Origin of the sequence: Paraburkholderia sp. RL18-085-BIA-A, assembly GCF_046027075.1 — a bacterium.
Lineage (GTDB): Bacteria > Pseudomonadota > Gammaproteobacteria > Burkholderiales > Burkholderiaceae > Paraburkholderia.
Genome location: NZ_JARESU010000003.1, coordinates 170357 through 189740, shown reverse-complemented (window position 1 = coordinate 189740; position 19384 = coordinate 170357). Strand labels below are relative to the sequence as shown.

Here is a 19384-nt window from a genome sequence, read left to right as displayed (position 1 = left end):
GGCGCTGGGTCCGGGGGTGTCCGATGTTCGATGCAACCGTCGACGGCCCGCCGGGAGGCGCCGGCAGCGTGATGTGCCGCAGCAAACGCGGCCCGCGACGGCTTTTGCACCGTGTTTGTACACCTGGTAGCAGGGCGTTCGCAACCTTCATTTTGTACTGGATGGTTCATACGGGCGTCAGCGGCGCACTCCCTGCTTCCCGCTGCTGTCACTACGCCCACTGTTCCGGCCAGTCCGGCACGGCTGCGCAACGACTCGGGCAGCCTGTATCAACTCGTCGATGCTTTGCTTCTGCTGCGTTTGCGCACAGGCTTCTCCGCAGCGGCCGCCATGCGCTGTTGCGCGACTTCGCGCACCGCCTCGATAAACGCCCGTCCCACCGGCGACGGCTGCGTATCCGAGCGCCGGATCAAACCGACCGGCTCGCCGGTGCCCGCGAACGGCAGCGGCAAACGCACCAGCATGCCGTTCGCCAGTTCGTATTCCACCGCGCTCAGCGGCACGAACCACACGGCGCCGTTCTCGAGCGTCAACGCGCGGCCCGTCGACACCGACAACACTTCGACGAACGCCGATAGCGGCTGCACGCCCCAGGCATTCAAAAGACTATCGGCCGATTGCCGGATCAACGTGCCGAATGGCGGCAACACCACCGGAAAATCCTTCAGCGACGTTGCGGGCAAACCCGGCCCCTGCGCCAACGGATGCCCGGCACGCACCACTGCGATCAGCGGCTCGGTGAACAGCTGCTCGAAACTGAGGCCGACCATCCGCTCCGGATCGGCGAGGCGCCCAATCGCGAATTCGATCGTGCCCGCTTTCAGGCGCTCGAGCAATTCCGGGTTTGCGCCGGTCGCAAGACGCACGATCACGCGCGGCCAAAGCGTCGCGAAGCGCTTGAGCACCGGCGGGATCAAGGCCGCCGCGACGGTCGGCAGGATGCCGACCTCCAGCGTCGCCGCAGCCGCGCCTTCCGCGCGCGCCAGCAGATCGACGCCCTGACGCAGCGCGCTGACGCACGCGCTCGCGTGCGGCATGAAGAGTTGCCCCTCGCGGGTCGGCACGGCGCCGTGGCGGCCGCGCTCGAACAGCTTCACGCCGAGAATCTCTTCGAGTTCGGCGACTGTCTTGGAGACCGCGGGCTGGGTGATCGACAGGCTATCGGCCGCCCGCTGGACGCTGCCGAACTGGGCGACGGCCAGAAAGCACTGGAGATGGCGGAATTTGACGCGGCTGTCCGCGAGACTGCGTTGCATAACGGGAGGTTATACGAAAAGGGCGAAAACGTCATTTTGCATAACCGCTTCGGTTCGATAAAGTCGCTTCATATCGCCGCACCCCACAATTCCCCAAGGAGACACTGATGGAAGATTCCTTTCTTACCCCGCGTGACTTCCCGTCCCACCCCGGCTACGTCTATCCGAGCTACGGTTCGTCGGTGAAACGCGGCCCGACCCGTGCGCTGATTCCGCTGAAGGAAAGACTGCGCGACCAGCGGGTGCCGGTCTACGGCACGGACGACCTCGATCCGCTCGACAACGACCTGACGCGCAACGCGGTGCGCAACGGCGAGCCGCTCGGCGAGCGCATCATCGTGACGGGCCGCGTGCTCGACGAAGGCGGTCGCCCGGTGCGCAATACGCTGGTCGAAATCTGGCAAGCCAATGCGGCCGGCCGTTACGTGCACAAAGCCGACCAGCACGATGCGCCGCTCGACCCGAACTTCCTCGGCGCGGGCCGCTGCATCACCGACACCGAAGGCCGCTATCGCTTCATGACGATCAAGCCGGGCGCCTATCCGTGGGGCAATCACCCGAACGCGTGGCGCCCCCAGCACATTCACTTCTCGCTCTTCGGCGATCACTTCGGCTCGCGTCTCGTTACGCAGATGTATTTCCCCGGCGACCCGCTGCTGGCTTTCGACCCGATCTACCAGGGCACGCCGGCGCATGCCCGCGAACGCATGATCTCGAGTTTCTCGCTCGACACCACGCAGGAGGCCTACGCGCTCGGCTACGACTTCGACATCGTGCTGCGCGGCCCGAACGAAACCCCGATGGAGCGCTAAGCCATGACCACTCTTAAGCAAACGCCTTCGCAAACCGTTGGACCCTACTTCGCGTACGGTCTTTGTCCGCAGCAATACGACTTCGACTACAGGAGCCTGTTCACACACGTTCTGGCCGACCGTGAAGCGGCCGGCGAGCACATCACGATCATCGGCCAGGTGTTCGACGGCGACGGCAAAGCGATCGGCGACGCGATGGTCGAAATGTCGCAAGTGGACTCGAACGGCCACTACCCGGAGTCGCGCGAGGAAATCCTGAAGACCGGCTTTCGCGGCTTTGCGCGCGTCGGCACGGGCACGGACCCGCACAAGCGCTTTTTCGTGGAAACGGTGAAGCCCGGCCGCGTCAGCCCGGATCAGGCGCCGCACGTGAATGTGATCCTGACGATGCGCGGCATGCTGCTGCACACGTTCACGCGGATCTATTTCGAGGACAACGCGCAGGCGAACGAGCAGGATCCGGTGTTGACAGCGGTTCCGGCCGACCGGCGCGGCACGCTGATCGCGCGTCGCGAACCGAACACCGCCAATGTGTACCGCTTCGACATCCACATGCAGGGCGACAAGGAAACCGTGTTTTTCGACCTGTGAAGTGTATGTTTAACACTTTCATATAGCTTTCACATACACTGAGGGTGATCCGTCCAGCGACTGGATCGCGAAACTCCAAGTAGTTAAGCCCGCCTTGTGCGGGCTTTTTTTCGGCTGTCGAACAGTTGCTCACCTCAGCGAACAGCGCAGCCAGCGGCTGATCCGCACCACGTCGGCAATGCGATCGCGCGGGCGGGGCGCGCCCAGCACGACGATATCGATGGGCCGGTCGTGCGCCATCATCCGCACGACGACACAATGTCCGGCCTCGTTGATGAAGCCGGTCTTCTGCAACACGATCGAGCGCCCGCCGGCTCGCACCAGCGCATTCGAGTTGTGATAGCTCAGTTGCGCGTGGCCGCCGCCGGGGAAAACGACCTGCGCACGATCTGTCGAATAAGCGCGAATCAGCGGATAGCGGCTCGCCGCCTCGACGAGCCGCGACAAGTCGCGCGCTGTCGAAACGTTTTGCGGCGACAAACCCGTGCCATTGACGAACGACGTATGCAGCATGCCGAGCGCGCGAGCCTTGGCGTTCATCGCCGCGACGAACCCAGGCCGCCCGCCGGCGTAATCGCGGCTGAGCGCGGCGGCAGCGCGGTTCTCCGACGACATCAACGCAATGTGCAACATGTCGTGGCGCGACAGTATCGAGCCGACGCTCAAGCGCGAGCCCGTGAACTTGTCGAAATCCTGGTCCTGCACGGTGACGTTGAGTGGCGTGTTCAGCGCATGCTTCGCATCGAGCGATACGACCGCGGTCATCAATTTCGATACCGAAGCAATTGGCAAGACCAGGTCGGCCTGCTTTTCAGTGAGCACGGTATGCGTTCGTTCGTCGACGACATAGACGGCTCTCGCGCGAAGCAGTGCATGTGATTTAGGCGTATAGCCACAGCGCGCCAATAAACGCGGCTCCGTGCGCGCTGAAGCAGAAGCGCGTGATGCAGATGGATACCGCGCATCGTGTTGCGCCGCTAACGCAGCGGGACGCCTCACGCCGCGCGGCCCCTTCGTATTGCGCGCGACTTGTCGACGATGTTTGGATGTGAGCTTGCCGATGTGCATCGGCCGTTCGGCGCTCGTCACTTGCTTGCGCTTGTGTGCGACATGACGCCGAGCTTTGCCAGTGGTCGATTTTGTCGCGTTGCCTCGCGCGGTGGCTTTCGCTTTGGAAGTGTGCGTCGCAGGCTGCGCGACTGGGTGGCTCACGCGAACGAATGGATGCCGCACAGGTTCATGGGCCGCACCGAATGACCAGCCGATGTTCAGCCACAAAAGGCCGAACACCACAGCATAGCGAAGGTGCGCAAGAAAACGATGAGCAGGGAATGTGGATGGAGATATTGGACGACGATACGGCATGCAGCTTCCAGTTCTGTGCCGCGTGAGCCCGAATGGAGTGGCCACGAGTCGGCAACGACCCGCCGATGTTAAGACCGATGATGCATGCGATCAACGGCAAACGCGCGCGCCGTCCGATGAACAAACGACATGCTCGCGGCCAAAACGACTCACGAACAGCGGAAGTGATCGATGTTCTGTCCGGCGTAAATTGCGCGCGCGAGCCAGTCGGGTTTGTCGCCGTGGCCGTCCCACGTATTGCCGTATGCGTCGCGATACATCACTGCACGGGCGGCGTTCGCGTCGGCTTCGAGCGAGTCGGCGAGCGCTTCCATCGTGATGTCGTATTCGTGCATGCGTCGGCGTATCCACACGATCAGGCGCTCACGCGCATTCCCGTGGAAATCGAGCTGCAGTTGTTCTTCTCGCTCTTTCATAGCCTACCGATGTTTCAGCTAGTCATGCTCGCGTTAGACAAACAAAGACCCCACAAGACAACGTGAAGGTTCATGCGTGATTTAAATGGTCGAGTGCAATTCGAGTTCACGATGTCTGTCCCGATGCGCAAAACACGCATCTGGAAAACATGTCTTTCAAAGGCTGGATTAAAAGAGAATTCGTGAGCCCACGGCTTGAATGCGGCCGAGTCTCGCGCCAACGTTCCGGGGACCTTCAACGTGTAGGCGGCAATTCTAGCATTCAATCTTTTTGCTTCCTGTAACGGGTGCCTATTGGCTTTGCGAACTTTTTTCATTGCTTATTCTTTTGTCAAAGCCATCCGCAGAAAATTCAAAGGCCGCCGAAAGCCTCAAACCTCACGCCGTCATGTTATGTTTCACGGATTAACCTCTGTGCGCTGGAGACACGACAATGCCTGCCTCAACCGCCATCCTCACTATCCTGGCCGCGCTACTGCTAGGCGCCATGAGCCCGGGACCGAGCTTCGTCATCGTCGCTCGTAATGCGATCGGGCTGTCGCGCGGCGACGGTCTCGCCACCGCGCTCGGCATGGGCATTGGTGGCGTGTTCTTCAGCGGCATCGCGCTGCTCGGCCTCTACACATTGCTGGCAACGGTCGAATGGCTGTACGTCGGCCTGAAGGTCGCCGGTGGCGTCTATCTGATGTACCTTGCGTCGAAGATCTGGCGCGGCGCCGCCAAACCGCTCGCGTTCGACGCGGCGCGGAGCACCTTCACCAATCCGCGGAAGTCTTTCTGGATCGGCTTGAGCACGCAACTCAGCAATCCGAAGACGGCCGTCTATTACGGCAGTATTTTCGCGGCGCTGCTGCCGCAACATCCGCCGGTGTGGTGCTACTTCGCGCTGCCGCCCGCAATCTTCGCGATCGAGGCCGGCTGGTACACGATCGTCGCACTGTGCTTTTCGAGCAAACGGCCGCGCGAAGTTTATCTGCAGTGGAAAGCGTGGATCGATCGCGTAGCCGCGAGCGCAGTGGCCGCGCTCGGCTTGCGCCTGATTCTGACCGCACATAAAGTAGGCATTTGAAAGATGCCTCACTGAGGCTTCACTGCCTGTTGCACGGTTTGATCCACTTGAGCGTCATGCCGCGTCACGCGAAACACGGCATGACGAAACCAGGGCTCCATCGCAACACGCGCAGTGGCAATGATTTGCCGCGTCCGGCAAAACAGTTACAAGTTATATGTTGACGCTGACATGCCCGGCGGTTAATGTGGCACCCGAAGTTCAAGAAGTTCGATTGCTGTTCATCAATGTCTCGCTCGTCAGCGGTATTCGTTGTCCTCTCCCTCCTTGACGCTTCACGCGCTCTCAACAGAGCAATTTCTTCTATTTTTTCCTCAAGGATTCTTCATGGATACCGGTACCGTTAAGTGGTTCAACGACAGCAAAGGCTTTGGCTTCATCACCCCGGACAAGGGCGGCGACGACCTGTTCGCGCATTTCTCCGAAATTCGCAGCGACGGCTTCAAGACGTTGGCTGAGAATCAGAAGGTGAGCTTCGAAACGAAGCAAGGCCCGAAGGGTCTGCAAGCGGCTAACATCAAGCCGCTGTAAGTTTGAAGGGCTCGGTGTCCGGCAACGGACATCGGGCTGCAGCGACATCCTCGCGGAGCTTCGTCTCCCACAGTTGGCGCGATCGCTTTTAGCTGCATTCAGCAGCTTGCCCAAGCGCCAAACGCCTCGTTGCACCTCATTCTCCCCTCCGGCTTCAACGCCCATTTTTTTCGCTTCCCGACTGCGTCAGGATTCGGCTCGCAATGGCTTTGAATCAGCTCGTCCGTGCAACTCGTCTAACGGGTTCATACGGCCGGGACGCACTCGAACATCATTAAAATATAAAATGCAAAACAGACATACTCATCATTACAACGGCTATGCCGTCAAGCCCTCGGCGCATCGTTTGCCCGACGGCAGCTTTTCATCCAACCTGTTGCTCGAACGCGCCGACAGCGCGCGCAGCGAAGGCCGCTACCAGTTCTATTCGCTCGACTACTTCACGAACGAAGAGCAGGCGCTGCAGCACTCGGCACGCTGGGCGCACCATTGGGTCGACACGCGCGGCTAAGCGCGGCCCGGCATGCTACGCGAACCGCGTGCTATGGCGATCACGCGCTATTGCGAGTCACTTTCTTCTCTCTTGATCCGCGCGCGCAGTTCGAACTTCTGAATTTTTCCCGTCGACGTTTTGGGCAGTTCGCAGAAGCGCACGGCCTTCGGCAACTTATAGCCGGCAAGAAATAGCCGGCAGTGCGCGATGATTTCCGCTTCGGTCACCTGAGCGCCTTCCTTGAGTTCGACGAACGCGCAGGGCACCTCGCCCCACTTCGGATCGGCCATCGCCACCACGGCGGCAACCGACACCGCCGGGTGACGGTACAGCGTGTCCTCGACCTCGATGCTCGAAATGTTCTCGCCGCCTGAAATGATGATGTCCTTGCTGCGATCGCGGATGCGGATATAGCCGTCGGGCATCCGCACACCGAGATCGCCGGTATGGAACCAGCCGCCGCCGAAGCTTGCCTCAGTCGCGCGCTCGTTCTTCAGATAGCCTTTCATGCAGATGTTGCCGCGAAACATGATCTCGCCGATCGTTTCTCCGTCGTCGGGCACTGGCGCGAGCGTGTCCGGATCGAGCACGGTCACCGCCGCCTGCAGGTGATAGCGCACGCCTTGGCGCGCGTTCAGTTCGGCGCGTGCGCTGTCGTCGAGCGCTTCCCACTCCTGCTGTTTCGCGCAGACCGCGGCGGGCCCGTAGGTTTCGGTCAGCCCGTACACGTGCGTCAGATCGAAGCCGATCTCCTTCATCTTCGCAATCACGGCCGGTGCGGGCGCGGCGCCCGCCACCATCGTCGACACGCGTTGCGCAATGCCCTCGCGCCATTCAGCCGGCGCATTGGCGAGCGCGCTCTGCACGATCGGCGCGCCGCAATAATGCGTGACGCCCTCGCGGCGAATCAGCTCGAACACCGTCTTCGCGTCGAACTTGCGCAAGCAGACGTTGACGCCCGCACGCGCCGCAACGGTCCACGGAAAACACCAGCCGTTGCAGTGGAACATAGGCAGGGTCCACAGGTACACCGCATGCTTCGGCATGTCCCATTCGAGAATATTGCTGAGCGCGTTCAGATGCGCGCCGCGATGATGGTAGACCACGCCCTTCGGGTCGCCGGTGGTGCCCGACGTGTAGTTCAGCGCGATCGCGTCCCACTCGTCGGCCGGCTGCGTCCATGCGAAGGCCGGGTCGCCGGATTGCAGGAACGCTTCATAGTCCGTCGCGCGGATGAATTGCGCGGGGTCGGCCGGCATCGCGTCGGCCACGCTGATCACCCGCAAGTCGGGGAATTCCAGCGCGGCGCGATGCGCGAATTCACCGTATTCCGTATCGACGATCAGCGCCTTCGCCTCGCCGTGGCGCAGCATGAACAACAGCGACGACACATCGAGCCGCGTATTGAGCGTGTTGAGCACGGCGCCGGCCATCGGCACACCGAAGTGCGCTTCCACCATCGCCGGGATGTTGGGCAGCAACGCCGCTACGGTGTCGCCGCGTTCGATACCCGCCTGGCGCAGCGCGCTGGCAAGCCGCAGCGCGCGCTCGTAGGTCTCGCGCCAGCTGCGGCGAATCTCCCCATGGACGACCGCCGGCCGGTCACCGTAGACTTCGGCTGCGCGCACGATGAAGTCGATCGGCGTCAGCGGGACATAATTGGCCTCACGCCGCTCAAGACCTTCGTCGAACATGTGCTTCATGGGATCGTCTCCTGAGGCGCGGGCCGCGCCGTCGATTGTTCTGATTGATTGATGACCTAGCCTAGCAATGGTCATGGTGAACTGTCTGTCATTCAAATGACAGAGTAGTGCGTCCGTGGCGCTATCGGACTCAAACTTTCGTTGGACACGCTCCCAAGCCGCTTATGAACGACGCCACGCCCGCCACCCTCGCAGACGCCCGCCCGGAGCGGCCGGGACGGATCGCGCGCGCGGAGCTGGCGCGGCTGTTTGCGACCTGCGCGTGGTTTCGGGCGCTCGCCGCCGAGCATCAGGCGCTGGTCCTTGCCACCGCGCACGCGCAGCATCTGGAAGGCGGAGCGTGGATCGCGCGCCGCCAGGAACCGTCGGACTATTGGATCGGCGTGCATGCCGGGCTGATCAAGCTCGCCATCTACAACGCCTCGGGACGCAGTTGCACGCTGTCCGGCGTGCCGCCCGGCGGCTGGTTCGGAGAAGGCAGCGTGATCAAGGGCGAACTACGCAAATACGACGTGGCCGCGATTCAGCCTTCGCTCGTGATGTTCGTGCCGTCGTCGACCTTCCATGCGCTGCTGGAGTCCAGCCTGCCGTTCACCGGCTTCGTGATCCGACAACTGAACAACCGCATGGGCGAGTTCATCGCGTCGATCCAGAATAGCCGGCTGCTGGACGTGGATGCGCGCGTCGCGCAGTCGCTCGCGCAGCTGTTCAACCCGGACCTCTATCCGGACACAGGCCGCACGCTTGCCATTTCGCAGGAAGAAGTCGGACTGCTGGCGGGCGTGTCGCGCCAGCGGATCAACCAGGCGCTGCAAAACCTCGAAAGACTGGAGATATTGCGCCTCTCATATAACCAGATCGAGGTGCTCGATCTCGAACGCCTGTGCGCGTTCGGGCGGGAGCAGATCTAGCGGAGCGGCCGGCGAGGCGCGCCTCGAAGTGGGCCTTGATCGCGGACGCAGCCGCGGCCGCGAAGAAAAGCAGCGCCCTCTAACGACCTACTCCCCGCGCGTACCGCTCTTGCGGGTGACGCGCCGCTCCAGGATCTCATCGGTCTTGAACAGCGCCAGCGCGATCGCGACCAGCACGCCCGATCTCTTCCAGCGCAAGTAGTAGCGATGCGCGGTCTGATACGACACATAGCGCTCGGGCATCGCGCTCCATGGCTCGCGTGTATGTAGCACCCACATCACGCTATTCAGCACCCAGCGAATGTCGATGTTGGGACGCCCGCGCCGAGGTCCGTGACTCAGCATTTCCGGCAGCAGCGGCACGATGTGCTGCCATTGCTCGTCGGTCAGATCCTGAATAGCCGGACGTACGATCTTCTAAATCGCATGGCGAGCGGGGTTCGCGAGGGCCCCGCCAGCGCGCGCGACATTCGAATTGCCGCGCCCATAAAAAAAGGTGCCGCGAACGGCACCTTTTCGTACTACAGGCAGCTTCTGCTGAAGCTTAGAAGCGGTGACGCAGACCGACCGTAGCAGCCGTCTGGTTCTTCGACGACGACGGCAGTTGCGTGTTGTCGCCGCTGTAGATCGAAGCGACACCGCCGTCGCCCATTGCGTGCTGGTACACGGCTTGAGCGTAAACGTCCGTGCGACGCGACAGCGAGTAGTCAGCTTGCAGGCCGATCTGGTGGTAACGGGTCTTCATGTCGTTGCCGTCAGCGTTGATACCGTAGCCGTGTGCGTCCGTGAACGTGTAAGCGATGCCCAGGCCCAGAGCCGGGGTCACGTTGTACTTGCCGTTGATTTCGTAGTTGTTCGAACTACCTTGACGTTGGCCGGGCGCTGCGCCAACCAGGTTGTCCACACGCGATTGCGTCCACGCCGCACCGACAGTAGCCGGGCCGAACGAGTACGAAGCAGCTGCGCCGAACTCACGCTGACGGAAGTTGCCCGTCATGATGCCGCCTGTGTTCGCCAGAACGCCGTCCGAAGCACCGCTGGTATTTGCAGCCGGGTTGTTCTGCTGTGCGTAAGCGGCGCCCAGGTGCAGGCCTTGCCACTGGTATGCGGCACCGAAGCTGTACTGGCGGTTGTTGGCGAATGCGCCAGCCTGGTTCGAGAAGCCGTACGTGCCGCCGAACGTGAAGCCAGCGTAGTTAGCGCTCGAGTACTTGACCGAGTTGTTGACCGACAGGCCGCCGTTCGTGTTCAGGTTGTCGTTGTTGAACGGGTGCGCGAAGAACGTACCGCCCCAGCTGCCCGTTGCGGTCAGCGGTGCCAGGTAGTCTTGAGCCGCGTCGTATTGACGGCCCAGCGTGACCGTACCGAATTGCTCGCTCGACAGACCGACGAACGCTTGACGGTTGAACATGCCGTTGTTGTTAGCGAACTTGCCGTTGTTGACGTTGAAGCCGCTTTCCAATGTGAAGATTGCCTTCAGGCCGCCGCCCAGGTCTTCCGAACCGCGCAGACCGAACATGCTCTGGTTGATGCCGCCACTGCCTGCTGCCCACTTGGAGTTGTGGTTAACGTTGCTGGTGTACGTCAGGCCCGCGTCCAACAGACCATACAGGGTCACGCTGCTTTGTGCGTGAGCGACGGATGCGAACGATGCGGCAACCGCAACGACGATGAGACTCTTCTTCATGTGGGACTCCAGTTCGATAAATTTACACGGGGAGCGGGACCTGCCTCGTCAGCGCATGCATCGCACGTGCTGCCGCCCTTTGGCCGAACCGTTTCGGACAGCCGGGCACCCTTCAAACGAAGCGTGAGTGTAGGGGGACACCCTAATAGCGGCGCCGGCAATTTGCGAAATAGGATTTTTCAAAATCCGCAACAATGTCTGCTGCGAAGGCGTTAAGTCGTTGTTTTTCAGACGTTTATCGCAACATCCAACACGCCGCGCGACGGCTCTCGCCATTAATTATTTGCAACGTCTCAAAAACAAAGTTGTGCATATGCAACAGTGGTTTAATACGCGTGACGTAATCGGGTCGGAACGACACGGACTAAAGACAGCTGATTGCTCGAAAATAAGGCAATTGCTCGTGCGTTATCTGGACATGCTCTAAATTTATTTTGGAAAACCGGGAACTTAATCGAGTTAATGTAGTCTCTGCGATTTCTGGCCGACCGCGATTGATATTGAGATTTTTATTAACTTATTCGCGGCCGCATTGAATTACGCGTTCGCGAACATGGCGCACATCGACTGTGCGCCAGCGCCCGGGTCGCCTGATGGCGGGGCTTTGTGCCCCAAGCTGTCCGCGGGCCGCCTAGGGATTCTTTCCTGGGATACGCTTTTGCGCCCAGTAGGTTTGCCAAGCGCGTGCGTCGAGTGAGAAGCCTTCAGCGCAGGCATTGCCGGAGGTGAACTGCCGCGCCGGCCGCCGCGTGACAATAGCCCGTGCTGAAAGCGAACGGCCAACATCGAACTGCCTTCCGCATTCAACTAACGGCGCAGCCGGCCCCTTTTTGACACGGCGTTTGCCCTGATTCCCAAACCGTCTCAGCTTTGGCTGGCTTCTCTCATTTCATAACCGGCGGGGGCAGCTTCCCCGAACGCCGCTCAGCGCCCGGGCGCTGGACTACTCGCCGTACGGCACCAGACTGTAGAAACTGCTTTGGTTCCGCGACAAAACTTTCCACCTCCCCCGCGACGTCTCGCCAAGTGCGCGACGCGAGAAAGCGTCAATGGCGGCCGAACTTCGAGCGCGCCACATCGTCGGCCGCCCCGGTCAGGAACGGTTCCAGCCCGAAGAGCCAGGCAAAGCAGAAGGTGACCCGCGCCAATGCGCGGATTTCCCTATGTGACACGCTCTCGCCAGCGCCGTCGAGCGGCGCAGTTGGTGGTGGTTAAGGCGTGGCCACCTCGGTAGCGGTGTGGTCGGATCGCATGATCGTTCTCGTTATTGGTGTGGCGTGGACGCCAATCTTTCGCAAACGACGTGCCACTCCCTCGACCCGAAGTTCGGACCAACTGCAGGTGAGCTTAGCAACGCACGGCGGCGGCGGTCTGTGCGGCGGTCTGTGCGACGGACCGCGCAGACAAGCTGAAGCACCGGACTGTCTGTGGAAATGTCCGCAGACAAAGGATTTAAATCACGGGGTTTTCAGCGGCGTCGACCAGACAATAAATCACGATACTCGTCGAATGCGAGCCAGGTGGATTAATAAGCCCGTGTGCGCCGCGGAGATGACGATGAAGCGCTTTTAAATCCGCCAAATCCAATGACGAAGTCGCTTCACATAGCCGCAATCTGAATTCGGCGAAACAGATTAACCACACGGCTTTACGCCAAACAAAAAGGGTTCCGGAAATTCGGAACCCTTTTTTCAAGCTTTGGTGGGCCGGGTGGGATTCGAACCCACGATGTCCTTTCGGAGGCGGATTATGAGTCCGCTGCCTGCAACCAACACGGCGTCCGGCCCAAGAAAAAGACCCGGTCGCGAAAGTCCGGGCCCATTCGTTGATTGGCCGACATACTACACGAAAAAGGGGCCTCCGCAACCGCTTCGCTTGCGCGAAACAACCGGGAAGCCCCTTCAACCGCAACATCATCTGCTGCGAACGCCTAGCCTTGATCAATTCCCTTCGAGGAACGACTTCAGCTTGTCCGACCGGCTCGGATGACGCAGCTTGCGCAGCGCCTTGGCCTCGATCTGACGAATCCGCTCACGCGTCACGTCGAACTGCTTGCCGACTTCTTCGAGTGTATGGTCGGTGCTCATCTCGATGCCGAAGCGCATGCGCAGCACTTTCGCTTCGCGCGGTGTCAGCGAGTCGAGCACGTCCTTCACGACATCGCGCATGCTGGCGTGCAGCGCGGCGTCGGCCGGAGCGACGGTGTTCGTGTCTTCGATGAAGTCGCCCAGATGCGAATCGTCGTCGTCACCGATCGGCGTTTCCATCGAGATCGGCTCCTTCGCGATCTTCATGATCTTGCGGATCTTGTCCTCCGGCATTTCCATCTTCTCGGCCAGCGTTGCCGGATCCGGCTCGAGGCCGGTTTCCTGCAGAATCTGCCGCGAGATGCGGTTCATCTTGTTGATCGTTTCGATCATGTGAACCGGAATCCGGATCGTGCGCGCCTGGTCGGCAATCGAACGCGTAATGGCCTGGCGAATCCACCACGTCGCATACGTGGAGAACTTGTAGCCACGACGATATTCAAACTTGTCCACCGCCTTCATCAGGCCGATGTTGCCTTCCTGAATCAGGTCGAGGAACTGCAGACCACGGTTCGTGTACTTCTTCGCGATCGAGATCACGAGACGCAAATTCGCCTCGGTCATTTCGCGCTTCGCCTGGCGCGCCTTCAGTTCGCCGGCTGCCATCTGGCGGTTGGTTTCCTTCAAGTCCTTCAGCGGCAGCACGACACGCGCTTGCAGATCCAGCAGACGTTGCTGCTGTTCGCGGATCGCCGGAATGTTGCGCGTGAGGATCGCGCTATACGCGTGACCTTCACCGACAATCTTGTCGGCCCACTCGAGATCCGTCTCGCTGCCCGGGAAACGCGCGATGAATTCCGCGCGCGGCATGCCGCACTTGTCGACTACCGTGTGCAGGATCTGACGCTCGACCTGACGCACTTCGTCCACTTGCGCGCGCAGCGTATCGCACAGACGCTCGACCGTACGCGCGGTGAAGCGGATCGTCATCAGTTCGTTCTGGATCGTTTCCTGCGCCTTGAGGTACGACTTGGACTTGTAGCCTTCCTTCTCGAACGCGCGACGCATCTTGTCGAACCATTCGCTTATCAACGCGAATTTTTCGAGCGATGCACGCTTGAGGGCTTCCATCTGCGCGGCATTGGCCGTGGCTTGCGCGGTGCCGTCGTCCTCTTCCTCGTCTTCTGCGTCCTCTTCCTCGACGTCCTCGTCCTCGCTCTCGATCGCTTCCGCCTCTTGCGCGGAGAAGCCGTCCGCATCGTCCGCGTTCGCGTCGATCAGACCGTCGACCAGTTCGTCGATGCGGATCTCCTCGTTCGCAACGCGTTCGGCCATCGCGAGGATGTCGGCGATCGTGGTGGGACATGCGGAGATGGCCATCACCATGTGCTTCAGGCCGTCTTCGATCCGCTTGGCGATTTCGATTTCGCCTTCGCGCGTGAGCAGCTCGACCGTGCCCATTTCACGCATGTACATGCGGACCGGGTCGGTGGTGCGGCCGAATTCCGAGTCGACCGTGGAAAGCGCAACTTCCGCTTCCTCTTCCACTTCGTCGTCGGACGAAGCGGCGGGCGCGTTGTCGTTCAGCAGCAGCGTTTCGGCGTCGGGGGCCTGCTCGTACACGGCCACGCCCATGTCGTTGAACGTGCTGATGATGCCTTCGATCGCCTCGGTCTCGGTGAAATTGTCCGGGAGGTGGTCGTTGATTTCAGCGTACGTGAGGAAGCCGCGCTCCTTGCCGAGCTTGATCAGCGCGCGCAGTTTGGAGCGGCGCTCTTCGAGTTCCTCCACCGTGCCCGGCTGCGACGACGCGAATGCATCTTTCAGCAGCGCTTTTTCCTTTGCACGACGGTCGCGAGCCTTGACCTTTTCCACTTTGCCCGGTGCAGCGGCGGGAGTGTCTTCGGCCTGGGTTGCATCGTCATCGACGGGTACTTCGTTCAGCTTTTTCGTCATGGAGTTCGCCGTACCGGCTGTAGTCTCGACTCGCGGCTGGTGGACAACAGCCGGTAGAACCGTGGATACTGGAGTCTCGCGCACTACCGCATCGTCCTGCGCGGCAGCCGCTTCCCTTGCGCTTCTGACACTTGACCGCTTCGCAACGGGCGACACGGCTTTCGCCGCCCCGACCGAATCCGTATTCATCGCCGAAGTGGTCGAAGATTTCTTCCTGGCAGCCGGTGCAACACTGACAGCAGACGTTTTTCTGGTGGAAGAAGCTAACCTGGCCTCGGTGACCTTTCTGCTCGGCTCCTTGGAGCGTGTGCCGGTTGCCTGATTTCCACCTGTAGTCTTTGCCATCGCATCGCCTTTTCGCCTTTGCTAGGAAAACCCTTAAAAAACAAACCGCTAGAAACCTTTTATTATACCACCCAGGTTTCTGGCCTCTCCCTTACAGACCTAGCTGACGCTTCATGTCAGCCCGTTTCCGATTCAATTCCGAAAGCTCCGCAAACTCTTCCGGCGTGTGCCGGGATTGCCGCGAAAGCTGCTCGAGCCGGTCGCAATATGCGTCGTAGCGCATCTTGAGGATCGCGGCCTTCAATTCCTCGCCCACGATCCGTTCCTGCTCGCGCCGCTCCTCGATGACGGTCGCGTCCTCCGGGTCTTTCAGCAGCAAATCCCGGACATTTTCATCATAGTCTAGAATTTTGCGAAAGATTTCCTCGAAAGTTGGGGCGTTTGCGCCGTTTCGCAATAGGTCGGAAAGCAACTGAAACTCCGCCGAATCGCCAAGCGCCCGTGCGTGCGTCGTCACTTCTTCGAACAACTCGCCATGGCGGGTCACGCTCAGCAGTGCCTGTTCGGCGTCCTCATCGAGCACCGCCACCGTGCGCGGATACATCACAAGATTGCGTAACGTCTTTTCTTCGATCCCCGTCACGCTGCGCCGGTCCTTGCGGGCCGGCGCGAGACGCGCGGCGGCCGCGATGCGCGAATCGACCTGGCAAAGCGCGGCGACCTCGTCGAACGGCACGTCCAGCCGGTCGGCAAACATATGCATGATCTGCGCGCGCAGCGCATTGGCCGGGAGCGCCTGCAGCAGCGGCTTGGCGTCGAACAGCGCGCGGGCCCTGCCTTCCGGCTGATCCAGCTCCTTGCCGGTCAGCACCTCGTTGAGCATGAACTGCGACAGCGGCATCGCCCGCTCGACCTGCTCGGCGAACGCCTCGGTGCCGAACTCGCGCACGTAGCTGTCCGGGTCGTGCTCGGACGGCAAAAACAGAAAGCGGATAGTCCGGTTGTCCGCCGCGTGCGGCAGGCACGCATCCAGCGCGCGGCGCGCGGCGCGCCGGCCCGCCGAATCGCCGTCGAAACTGAAGATGACCATGTCGGTCTGGCGCATCAGTTTCTGCACATGAACCGGTGTGCAGGCCGTGCCGAGCGTGGCGACCGCGTTCTGAAACCCCAATTGGGCCAGCGCGACCACGTCCATGTAGCCTTCCACCACCAGCACGTAGTGCTGTTCGCGAATCGCCAGACGCGCCTCGAATAGTCCGTATAGCTCGCTGCCTTTGTTAAATAGAGGCGTTTCGGGCGAATTCAAATATTTCGGTTCGCCGCCGTCCAGCACGCGGCCGCCGAAGCCGATCACCTGCCCCTTCACGTTGCGTATCGGGAACATGATCCGCTCGCGAAAGCGGTCATAGCGGCGGTTCTGCCCCTGTGCATCGGACTTTTCGCTGACGATGACGAGGCCCGCCTCGACCAGCGCATCGTCGCGATAGTTCGGAAATGCCGCTTCGAGATTCTGCCAGCCGTCCGGGGCATAACCCAGCCCGAAACGGGCCGCGATCTCACCGGTCAAGCCGCGCTTCTTCAGGTACTGGATCGCGGCCGGCGCGCCACGCAACTGCTTGCGGTAAAAGTCGCAGGCGGTCTGCATCACATCGGAAAGCGCCGTGGTGACGGCTTTGGAAGCCGGCGCATAGCCGCCGGAACCGCCGCCATATCCGGGCGACGGCTCGTTGGGCACGGTCAAACCTACCGATTGCGCCAGTTCGTTGACCGCCTCCGGAAACGACGAGCCCACGTGCTCCATCAAAAATCCGATGGCCGTCCCATGCGCGCCGCAGCCGAAGCAGTGATAAAACTGTTTAGTCGGACTAACCGTAAACGAAGGGCTCTTCTCGTTGTGAAACGGGCACAGCCCCATGAAGTTCGCGCCGCCCTTTTTCAGCTGCACATACCGACCGACCACGTCGACGATATCGACGCGGTTGAGCAGATCCTGCAGGAATGACGGTGGAATCACAGTAAATGACGCTACCTAAAAAACTCAACGCTGCGCGCACGGTCGGTCGACGGCGCGCGCAGTCCGGACAAACGGAAATTACTTCGCGAGCGCGGCTTTGACTTGCGCCGACACGGCGGTCATGTCGGCACGGCCAGCCAGCTTCGGCTTCAGCACGCCCATCACCTTGCCCATGTCCTGCGGGCCGGCCGCGCCGGTTTGCGCGACCGCCGCCTGGACTTCGGCAACGATTTCCGCTTCGGACATCTGTTCCGGCATGTAGGCGGACAGGATTGCCAGCTCGGCCTTTTCCTTGTCGGCCAGATCCGTGCGGCCAGCGGCTTCGAACTGGCTGATCGAGTCCTTGCGCTGCTTGATCATCTTGTCGATGACCGCGGTGATCGCGGTGTCGTCGAGGGTCACGCGCTCGTCGACTTCGCGTTGCTTGATGGCGGCGAGCAGCAGGCGGATCGTGCCGAGACGCTCGGTCTCACGCGCCCGCATGGCGGCTTTCATATCGTCGTTGATCCGGTCCTTGAGACTCATCACTCACCTGAATGCGTTGAAAGTTGAAAAAGCGGCCGGGTCGACAGCATCAACACGAATACCCGCTTGGGGACTGCTTCCTCAAGCGGGTTGGCGCAATGTGCGTAGTGGATGCGACCCTGCCGGCTGGCCCGAAGGCCGTGTTTTCCGTGATGACACCTCGCGTGCCGTCACCGGTTGGATGTCGCCGCTCCGATCGACCGGAACCGCGGCAACGCCAGAATCAGTAGAACTTCTTTGGCAGCATCTGGCCACGCAGACGCTTGAAATGACGCTTCACCGCGGCGGCCTTCTTGCGCTTGCGCTCGGCCGTAGGCTTTTCGTAAAACTCGCGAGCGCGAAGTTCCGTCAGAAGGCCGCCTTTCTCCATGGTGCGCTTGAAACGGCGCATGGCGACTTCAAACGGCTCGTTGTCTTTTACGCGGATAGTCGTCATTTTTCAATAACGGAACTTTGTAAAGGTTCAGGAGTATAGCAGAGCTTTCTCACAAAGCTACGGCGCCGTCAAGCCCCCAAGGCGTACTCCGCGGCCGCCTGGCCGGCCGCCACGCCCGAGGCCCACGCCCACTGGAAATTGTAGCCGCCGAGCCAACCGGTCACGTCGACCGCTTCGCCAATGAAATACAGGCCCGGCGTGCGCGCGCTCATCATCGTCGACGACGACAGGTCGCGCGTATCCACGCCGCCGCGCGTCACTTCGGCCTTGCGATAGCCTTCCGTGCCGTTCGGCGTGAGGTTCCAGCGCGACAGCGCCTCGCCGACGCGCCGCAGCGTTTTGTCCGGCAAATCGGCCACGCGGGCTTCGGCGGGAATCTGGTGAGTTTCCAGCCAGACGTGGGCGAGCCGTTGCGGCACCCATTCGGACAGCAGATTGGCGATCTGGCGCTTCGTGCCGGTCTTCGCTTCCAGCAGCGCGGCCGTCGCGTCGCGCTCCGGCAGCAGGTTGATGTGAATCGGTTCGCCGGGTTGCCAGTAGCTCGAGATCTGCAGAACGCCCGGGCCCGACAGGCCACGGTGAGTGAGCAGCAGATCCTCGTTGAATTCGGCGCCGGTCTTTTTGTTGCCGGTCGCCAGTTGCACTTCGAGCGACGCGCCGGAGAGCGCCGCGAACGGCGCCCAGTCGGCCGGCGCGAAGGTCAGCGGCACCAGCGCGGGACGGGTGTCGATCAGCTTATGGCCGAACTGCTTGGCAAGACAGTAGGCGAAATCCGTGGCGCCGATCTTGGGAATTGACAGCCCGCCCGTCGCGATCACGAGCGCGCGCGTGGTGATCGGACCCGATAACGTGTCCAGCGCGAAGCGGCCTGCCGCGTCCTGACGCACCGCCTCGACCGACAGCGGGGTGCGCCATGTCACGCGACCGGCGTCGCACTCGTGCTTCAGCACGTTGATGACCGCGTCGCTCGACTGGTCGCAGAACAGCTGCCCCTTGTGCTTCTCGTGCCACGTTACATGGTGGCGCTTGAGCAGCGCCATGAAGTCGCGCGGCGTATAGCGCGCGAGCGCCGAGCGGCAGAAATGCGGATTCGCCGACAGGTAGTTGGCCGGCGCCGCGTACAGGTTCGTGAAGTTGCAACGGCCGCCGCCGGAAATGCGGATCTTTTCCGCGAGACGCTGCGAGTGGTCGATCAGCACCACGCGACGGCCGAGCTGCCCGGCCACCGCCGCGCACATCATGCCGGCCGCCCCTGCGCCGATCACCGCGATATCGAAGGATTCCATGGGGCCGCATTGTACCCGCGC

General features: G+C 61.4%; 19 protein-coding genes and 1 tRNA gene. 7 read left to right on the top strand and 13 right to left on the bottom strand.

What is annotated here, in order from left to right; translation table 11 throughout:
- Positions 1-269: 269 nt before the first annotated feature.
- Positions 270-1256, bottom strand: a complete 987-nt coding sequence (pcaQ, locus tag P0D89_RS03360; RefSeq protein ID WP_408358229.1) for a pca operon transcription factor PcaQ — start codon at positions 1254-1256, stop codon at positions 270-272.
- A gap of 107 nt (positions 1257-1363) precedes the next feature.
- Here pcaQ and pcaH point away from each other — a divergent pair, with 107 nt between their 5' ends.
- Both pcaH and pcaG read left to right on the top strand, forming a co-directional pair.
- Complete coding sequence (pcaH, locus tag P0D89_RS03355) at positions 1364-2068, top strand: protocatechuate 3,4-dioxygenase subunit beta (protein ID WP_408358230.1); 705 nt, start codon at positions 1364-1366, stop codon at positions 2066-2068.
- A gap of 3 nt (positions 2069-2071) precedes the next feature.
- A complete protein-coding gene (gene pcaG / locus P0D89_RS03350) occupies positions 2072-2659 on the top strand; it encodes a protocatechuate 3,4-dioxygenase subunit alpha (protein ID WP_408358231.1) in 588 nt (195 codons plus the stop codon).
- A 129-nt stretch (positions 2660-2788) separates the two neighbouring features.
- Here the strand turns inward: pcaG and P0D89_RS03345 are convergent, their stop codons facing one another.
- Both P0D89_RS03345 and P0D89_RS03340 read right to left on the bottom strand, forming a co-directional pair.
- Complete coding sequence (locus P0D89_RS03345) at positions 2789-4024, bottom strand: serine hydrolase family protein (RefSeq protein WP_408358232.1); 1236 nt, start codon at positions 4022-4024, stop codon at positions 2789-2791.
- Between the two features lie 149 nt (positions 4025-4173).
- Positions 4174-4440: an H-NS family nucleoid-associated regulatory protein gene (locus P0D89_RS03340; RefSeq protein WP_408358233.1), complete on the bottom strand. Its 267-nt coding sequence runs from the start codon at positions 4438-4440 to the stop codon at positions 4174-4176.
- Positions 4441-4873: 433 nt separating this feature from the next.
- Here P0D89_RS03340 and P0D89_RS03335 point away from each other — a divergent pair, with 433 nt between their 5' ends.
- The 3 genes from P0D89_RS03335 (at position 4874) to P0D89_RS03325 (ending at position 6551) form a co-directional block, all read left to right on the top strand.
- The gene (locus P0D89_RS03335; RefSeq protein ID WP_408358234.1) at positions 4874-5509 is read left to right on the top strand and encodes a LysE family translocator; all 636 of its coding nucleotides are present in this window, start codon (positions 4874-4876) and stop codon (positions 5507-5509) included.
- 327 nt (positions 5510-5836) lie between these two features.
- Positions 5837-6040, top strand: a complete 204-nt coding sequence (locus P0D89_RS03330; protein WP_028225987.1) for a cold-shock protein — start codon at positions 5837-5839, stop codon at positions 6038-6040.
- Between the two features lie 286 nt (positions 6041-6326).
- Complete coding sequence (locus P0D89_RS03325) at positions 6327-6551, top strand: hypothetical protein (protein WP_408358235.1); 225 nt, start codon at positions 6327-6329, stop codon at positions 6549-6551.
- Positions 6552-6598: 47 nt separating this feature from the next.
- Here P0D89_RS03325 and P0D89_RS03320 read toward each other — a convergent pair whose 3' ends face one another.
- Positions 6599-8236 carry an acyl-CoA synthetase gene (locus P0D89_RS03320; RefSeq protein ID WP_408358236.1) on the bottom strand — a complete coding sequence of 546 codons (1638 nt, stop codon included), beginning with the start codon at positions 8234-8236 and terminating at the stop codon, positions 6599-6601.
- Between the two features lie 164 nt (positions 8237-8400).
- On the opposite strand from P0D89_RS03320, the gene P0D89_RS03315 reads away from it, so the two are divergent.
- On the top strand, positions 8401-9147 hold the full coding sequence (locus P0D89_RS03315) for a Crp/Fnr family transcriptional regulator (RefSeq protein WP_408358237.1): 747 nt from the start codon (positions 8401-8403) through the stop codon (positions 9145-9147).
- Positions 9148-9234: 87 nt separating this feature from the next.
- Here P0D89_RS03315 and P0D89_RS03310 read toward each other — a convergent pair whose 3' ends face one another.
- From P0D89_RS03310 to rpoD, 5 genes are all read right to left on the bottom strand, one after another.
- The gene (locus P0D89_RS03310) at positions 9235-9537 is read right to left on the bottom strand and encodes a transposase (RefSeq protein ID WP_408376081.1); all 303 of its coding nucleotides are present in this window, start codon (positions 9535-9537) and stop codon (positions 9235-9237) included.
- 154 nt (positions 9538-9691) lie between these two features.
- The gene (locus P0D89_RS03305) at positions 9692-10834 is read right to left on the bottom strand and encodes a porin (RefSeq protein WP_408358238.1); all 1143 of its coding nucleotides are present in this window, start codon (positions 10832-10834) and stop codon (positions 9692-9694) included.
- A gap of 1046 nt (positions 10835-11880) precedes the next feature.
- The gene (locus P0D89_RS03300) at positions 11881-12006 is read right to left on the bottom strand and encodes a hypothetical protein (protein ID WP_408358239.1); all 126 of its coding nucleotides are present in this window, start codon (positions 12004-12006) and stop codon (positions 11881-11883) included.
- A gap of 527 nt (positions 12007-12533) precedes the next feature.
- Positions 12534-12621 (bottom strand) — tRNA-Ile (locus P0D89_RS03295).
- Between the two features lie 153 nt (positions 12622-12774).
- Positions 12775-14973 carry an RNA polymerase sigma factor RpoD gene (gene rpoD, locus P0D89_RS03290; RefSeq protein WP_408358317.1) on the bottom strand — a complete coding sequence of 733 codons (2199 nt, stop codon included), beginning with the start codon at positions 14971-14973 and terminating at the stop codon, positions 12775-12777.
- Between rpoD and P0D89_RS03285 the strand changes: the two genes are divergently transcribed.
- A complete protein-coding gene (locus tag P0D89_RS03285) occupies positions 14879-15139 on the top strand; it encodes a hypothetical protein (RefSeq protein ID WP_408358319.1) in 261 nt (86 codons plus the stop codon). The genes rpoD and P0D89_RS03285 overlap by 95 nt on opposite strands.
- Positions 15140-15253: 114 nt before the next feature.
- Here the strand turns inward: P0D89_RS03285 and dnaG are convergent, their stop codons facing one another.
- From dnaG to P0D89_RS03265, 4 genes are all read right to left on the bottom strand, one after another.
- Complete coding sequence (gene dnaG, locus P0D89_RS03280; RefSeq protein ID WP_408358240.1) at positions 15254-17116, bottom strand: DNA primase; 1863 nt, start codon at positions 17114-17116, stop codon at positions 15254-15256.
- Between the two features lie 78 nt (positions 17117-17194).
- On the bottom strand, positions 17195-17641 hold the full coding sequence (locus tag P0D89_RS03275) for a GatB/YqeY domain-containing protein (RefSeq protein WP_408376078.1): 447 nt from the start codon (positions 17639-17641) through the stop codon (positions 17195-17197).
- A 223-nt stretch (positions 17642-17864) separates the two neighbouring features.
- Positions 17865-18077, bottom strand: coding sequence for a 30S ribosomal protein S21 (gene rpsU, locus P0D89_RS03270; protein ID WP_175152514.1), 213 nt, complete (start codon positions 18075-18077; stop codon positions 17865-17867).
- A 68-nt stretch (positions 18078-18145) separates the two neighbouring features.
- Positions 18146-19363 carry a BaiN/RdsA family NAD(P)/FAD-dependent oxidoreductase gene (locus P0D89_RS03265; RefSeq protein ID WP_408358242.1) on the bottom strand — a complete coding sequence of 406 codons (1218 nt, stop codon included), beginning with the start codon at positions 19361-19363 and terminating at the stop codon, positions 18146-18148.
- Positions 19364-19384 lie beyond the last annotated feature (21 nt).

Excerpts from the sequence above, each read along its gene's own strand:
- pcaQ (WP_408358229.1), bottom strand. The coding sequence starts at position 1,256 with ATGCAACGCAGTCTCGCGGACAGCCGCGTCAAATTCCGCCATCTCCAG.
- pcaH (WP_408358230.1), top strand. The coding sequence starts at position 1,364 with ATGGAAGATTCCTTTCTTACCCCGCGTGACTTCCCGTCCCACCCCGGC.
- pcaG (WP_408358231.1), top strand. The coding sequence starts at position 2,072 with ATGACCACTCTTAAGCAAACGCCTTCGCAAACCGTTGGACCCTACTTC.
- P0D89_RS03345 (WP_408358232.1), bottom strand. The coding sequence starts at position 4,024 with ATGCCGTATCGTCGTCCAATATCTCCATCCACATTCCCTGCTCATCGT.
- P0D89_RS03340 (WP_408358233.1), bottom strand. The coding sequence starts at position 4,440 with ATGAAAGAGCGAGAAGAACAACTGCAGCTCGATTTCCACGGGAATGCG.
- P0D89_RS03335 (WP_408358234.1), top strand. The coding sequence starts at position 4,874 with ATGCCTGCCTCAACCGCCATCCTCACTATCCTGGCCGCGCTACTGCTA.
- P0D89_RS03330 (WP_028225987.1), top strand. The coding sequence starts at position 5,837 with ATGGATACCGGTACCGTTAAGTGGTTCAACGACAGCAAAGGCTTTGGC.
- P0D89_RS03325 (WP_408358235.1), top strand. The coding sequence starts at position 6,327 with ATGCAAAACAGACATACTCATCATTACAACGGCTATGCCGTCAAGCCC.
- P0D89_RS03320 (WP_408358236.1), bottom strand. The coding sequence starts at position 8,236 with ATGAAGCACATGTTCGACGAAGGTCTTGAGCGGCGTGAGGCCAATTAT.
- P0D89_RS03315 (WP_408358237.1), top strand. The coding sequence starts at position 8,401 with ATGAACGACGCCACGCCCGCCACCCTCGCAGACGCCCGCCCGGAGCGG.
- P0D89_RS03305 (WP_408358238.1), bottom strand. The coding sequence starts at position 10,834 with ATGAAGAAGAGTCTCATCGTCGTTGCGGTTGCCGCATCGTTCGCATCC.
- P0D89_RS03275 (WP_408376078.1), bottom strand. The coding sequence starts at position 17,641 with ATGAGTCTCAAGGACCGGATCAACGACGATATGAAAGCCGCCATGCGG.
- rpsU (WP_175152514.1), bottom strand. The coding sequence starts at position 18,077 with ATGACGACTATCCGCGTAAAAGACAACGAGCCGTTTGAAGTCGCCATG.
- P0D89_RS03265 (WP_408358242.1), bottom strand. The coding sequence starts at position 19,363 with ATGGAATCCTTCGATATCGCGGTGATCGGCGCAGGGGCGGCCGGCATG.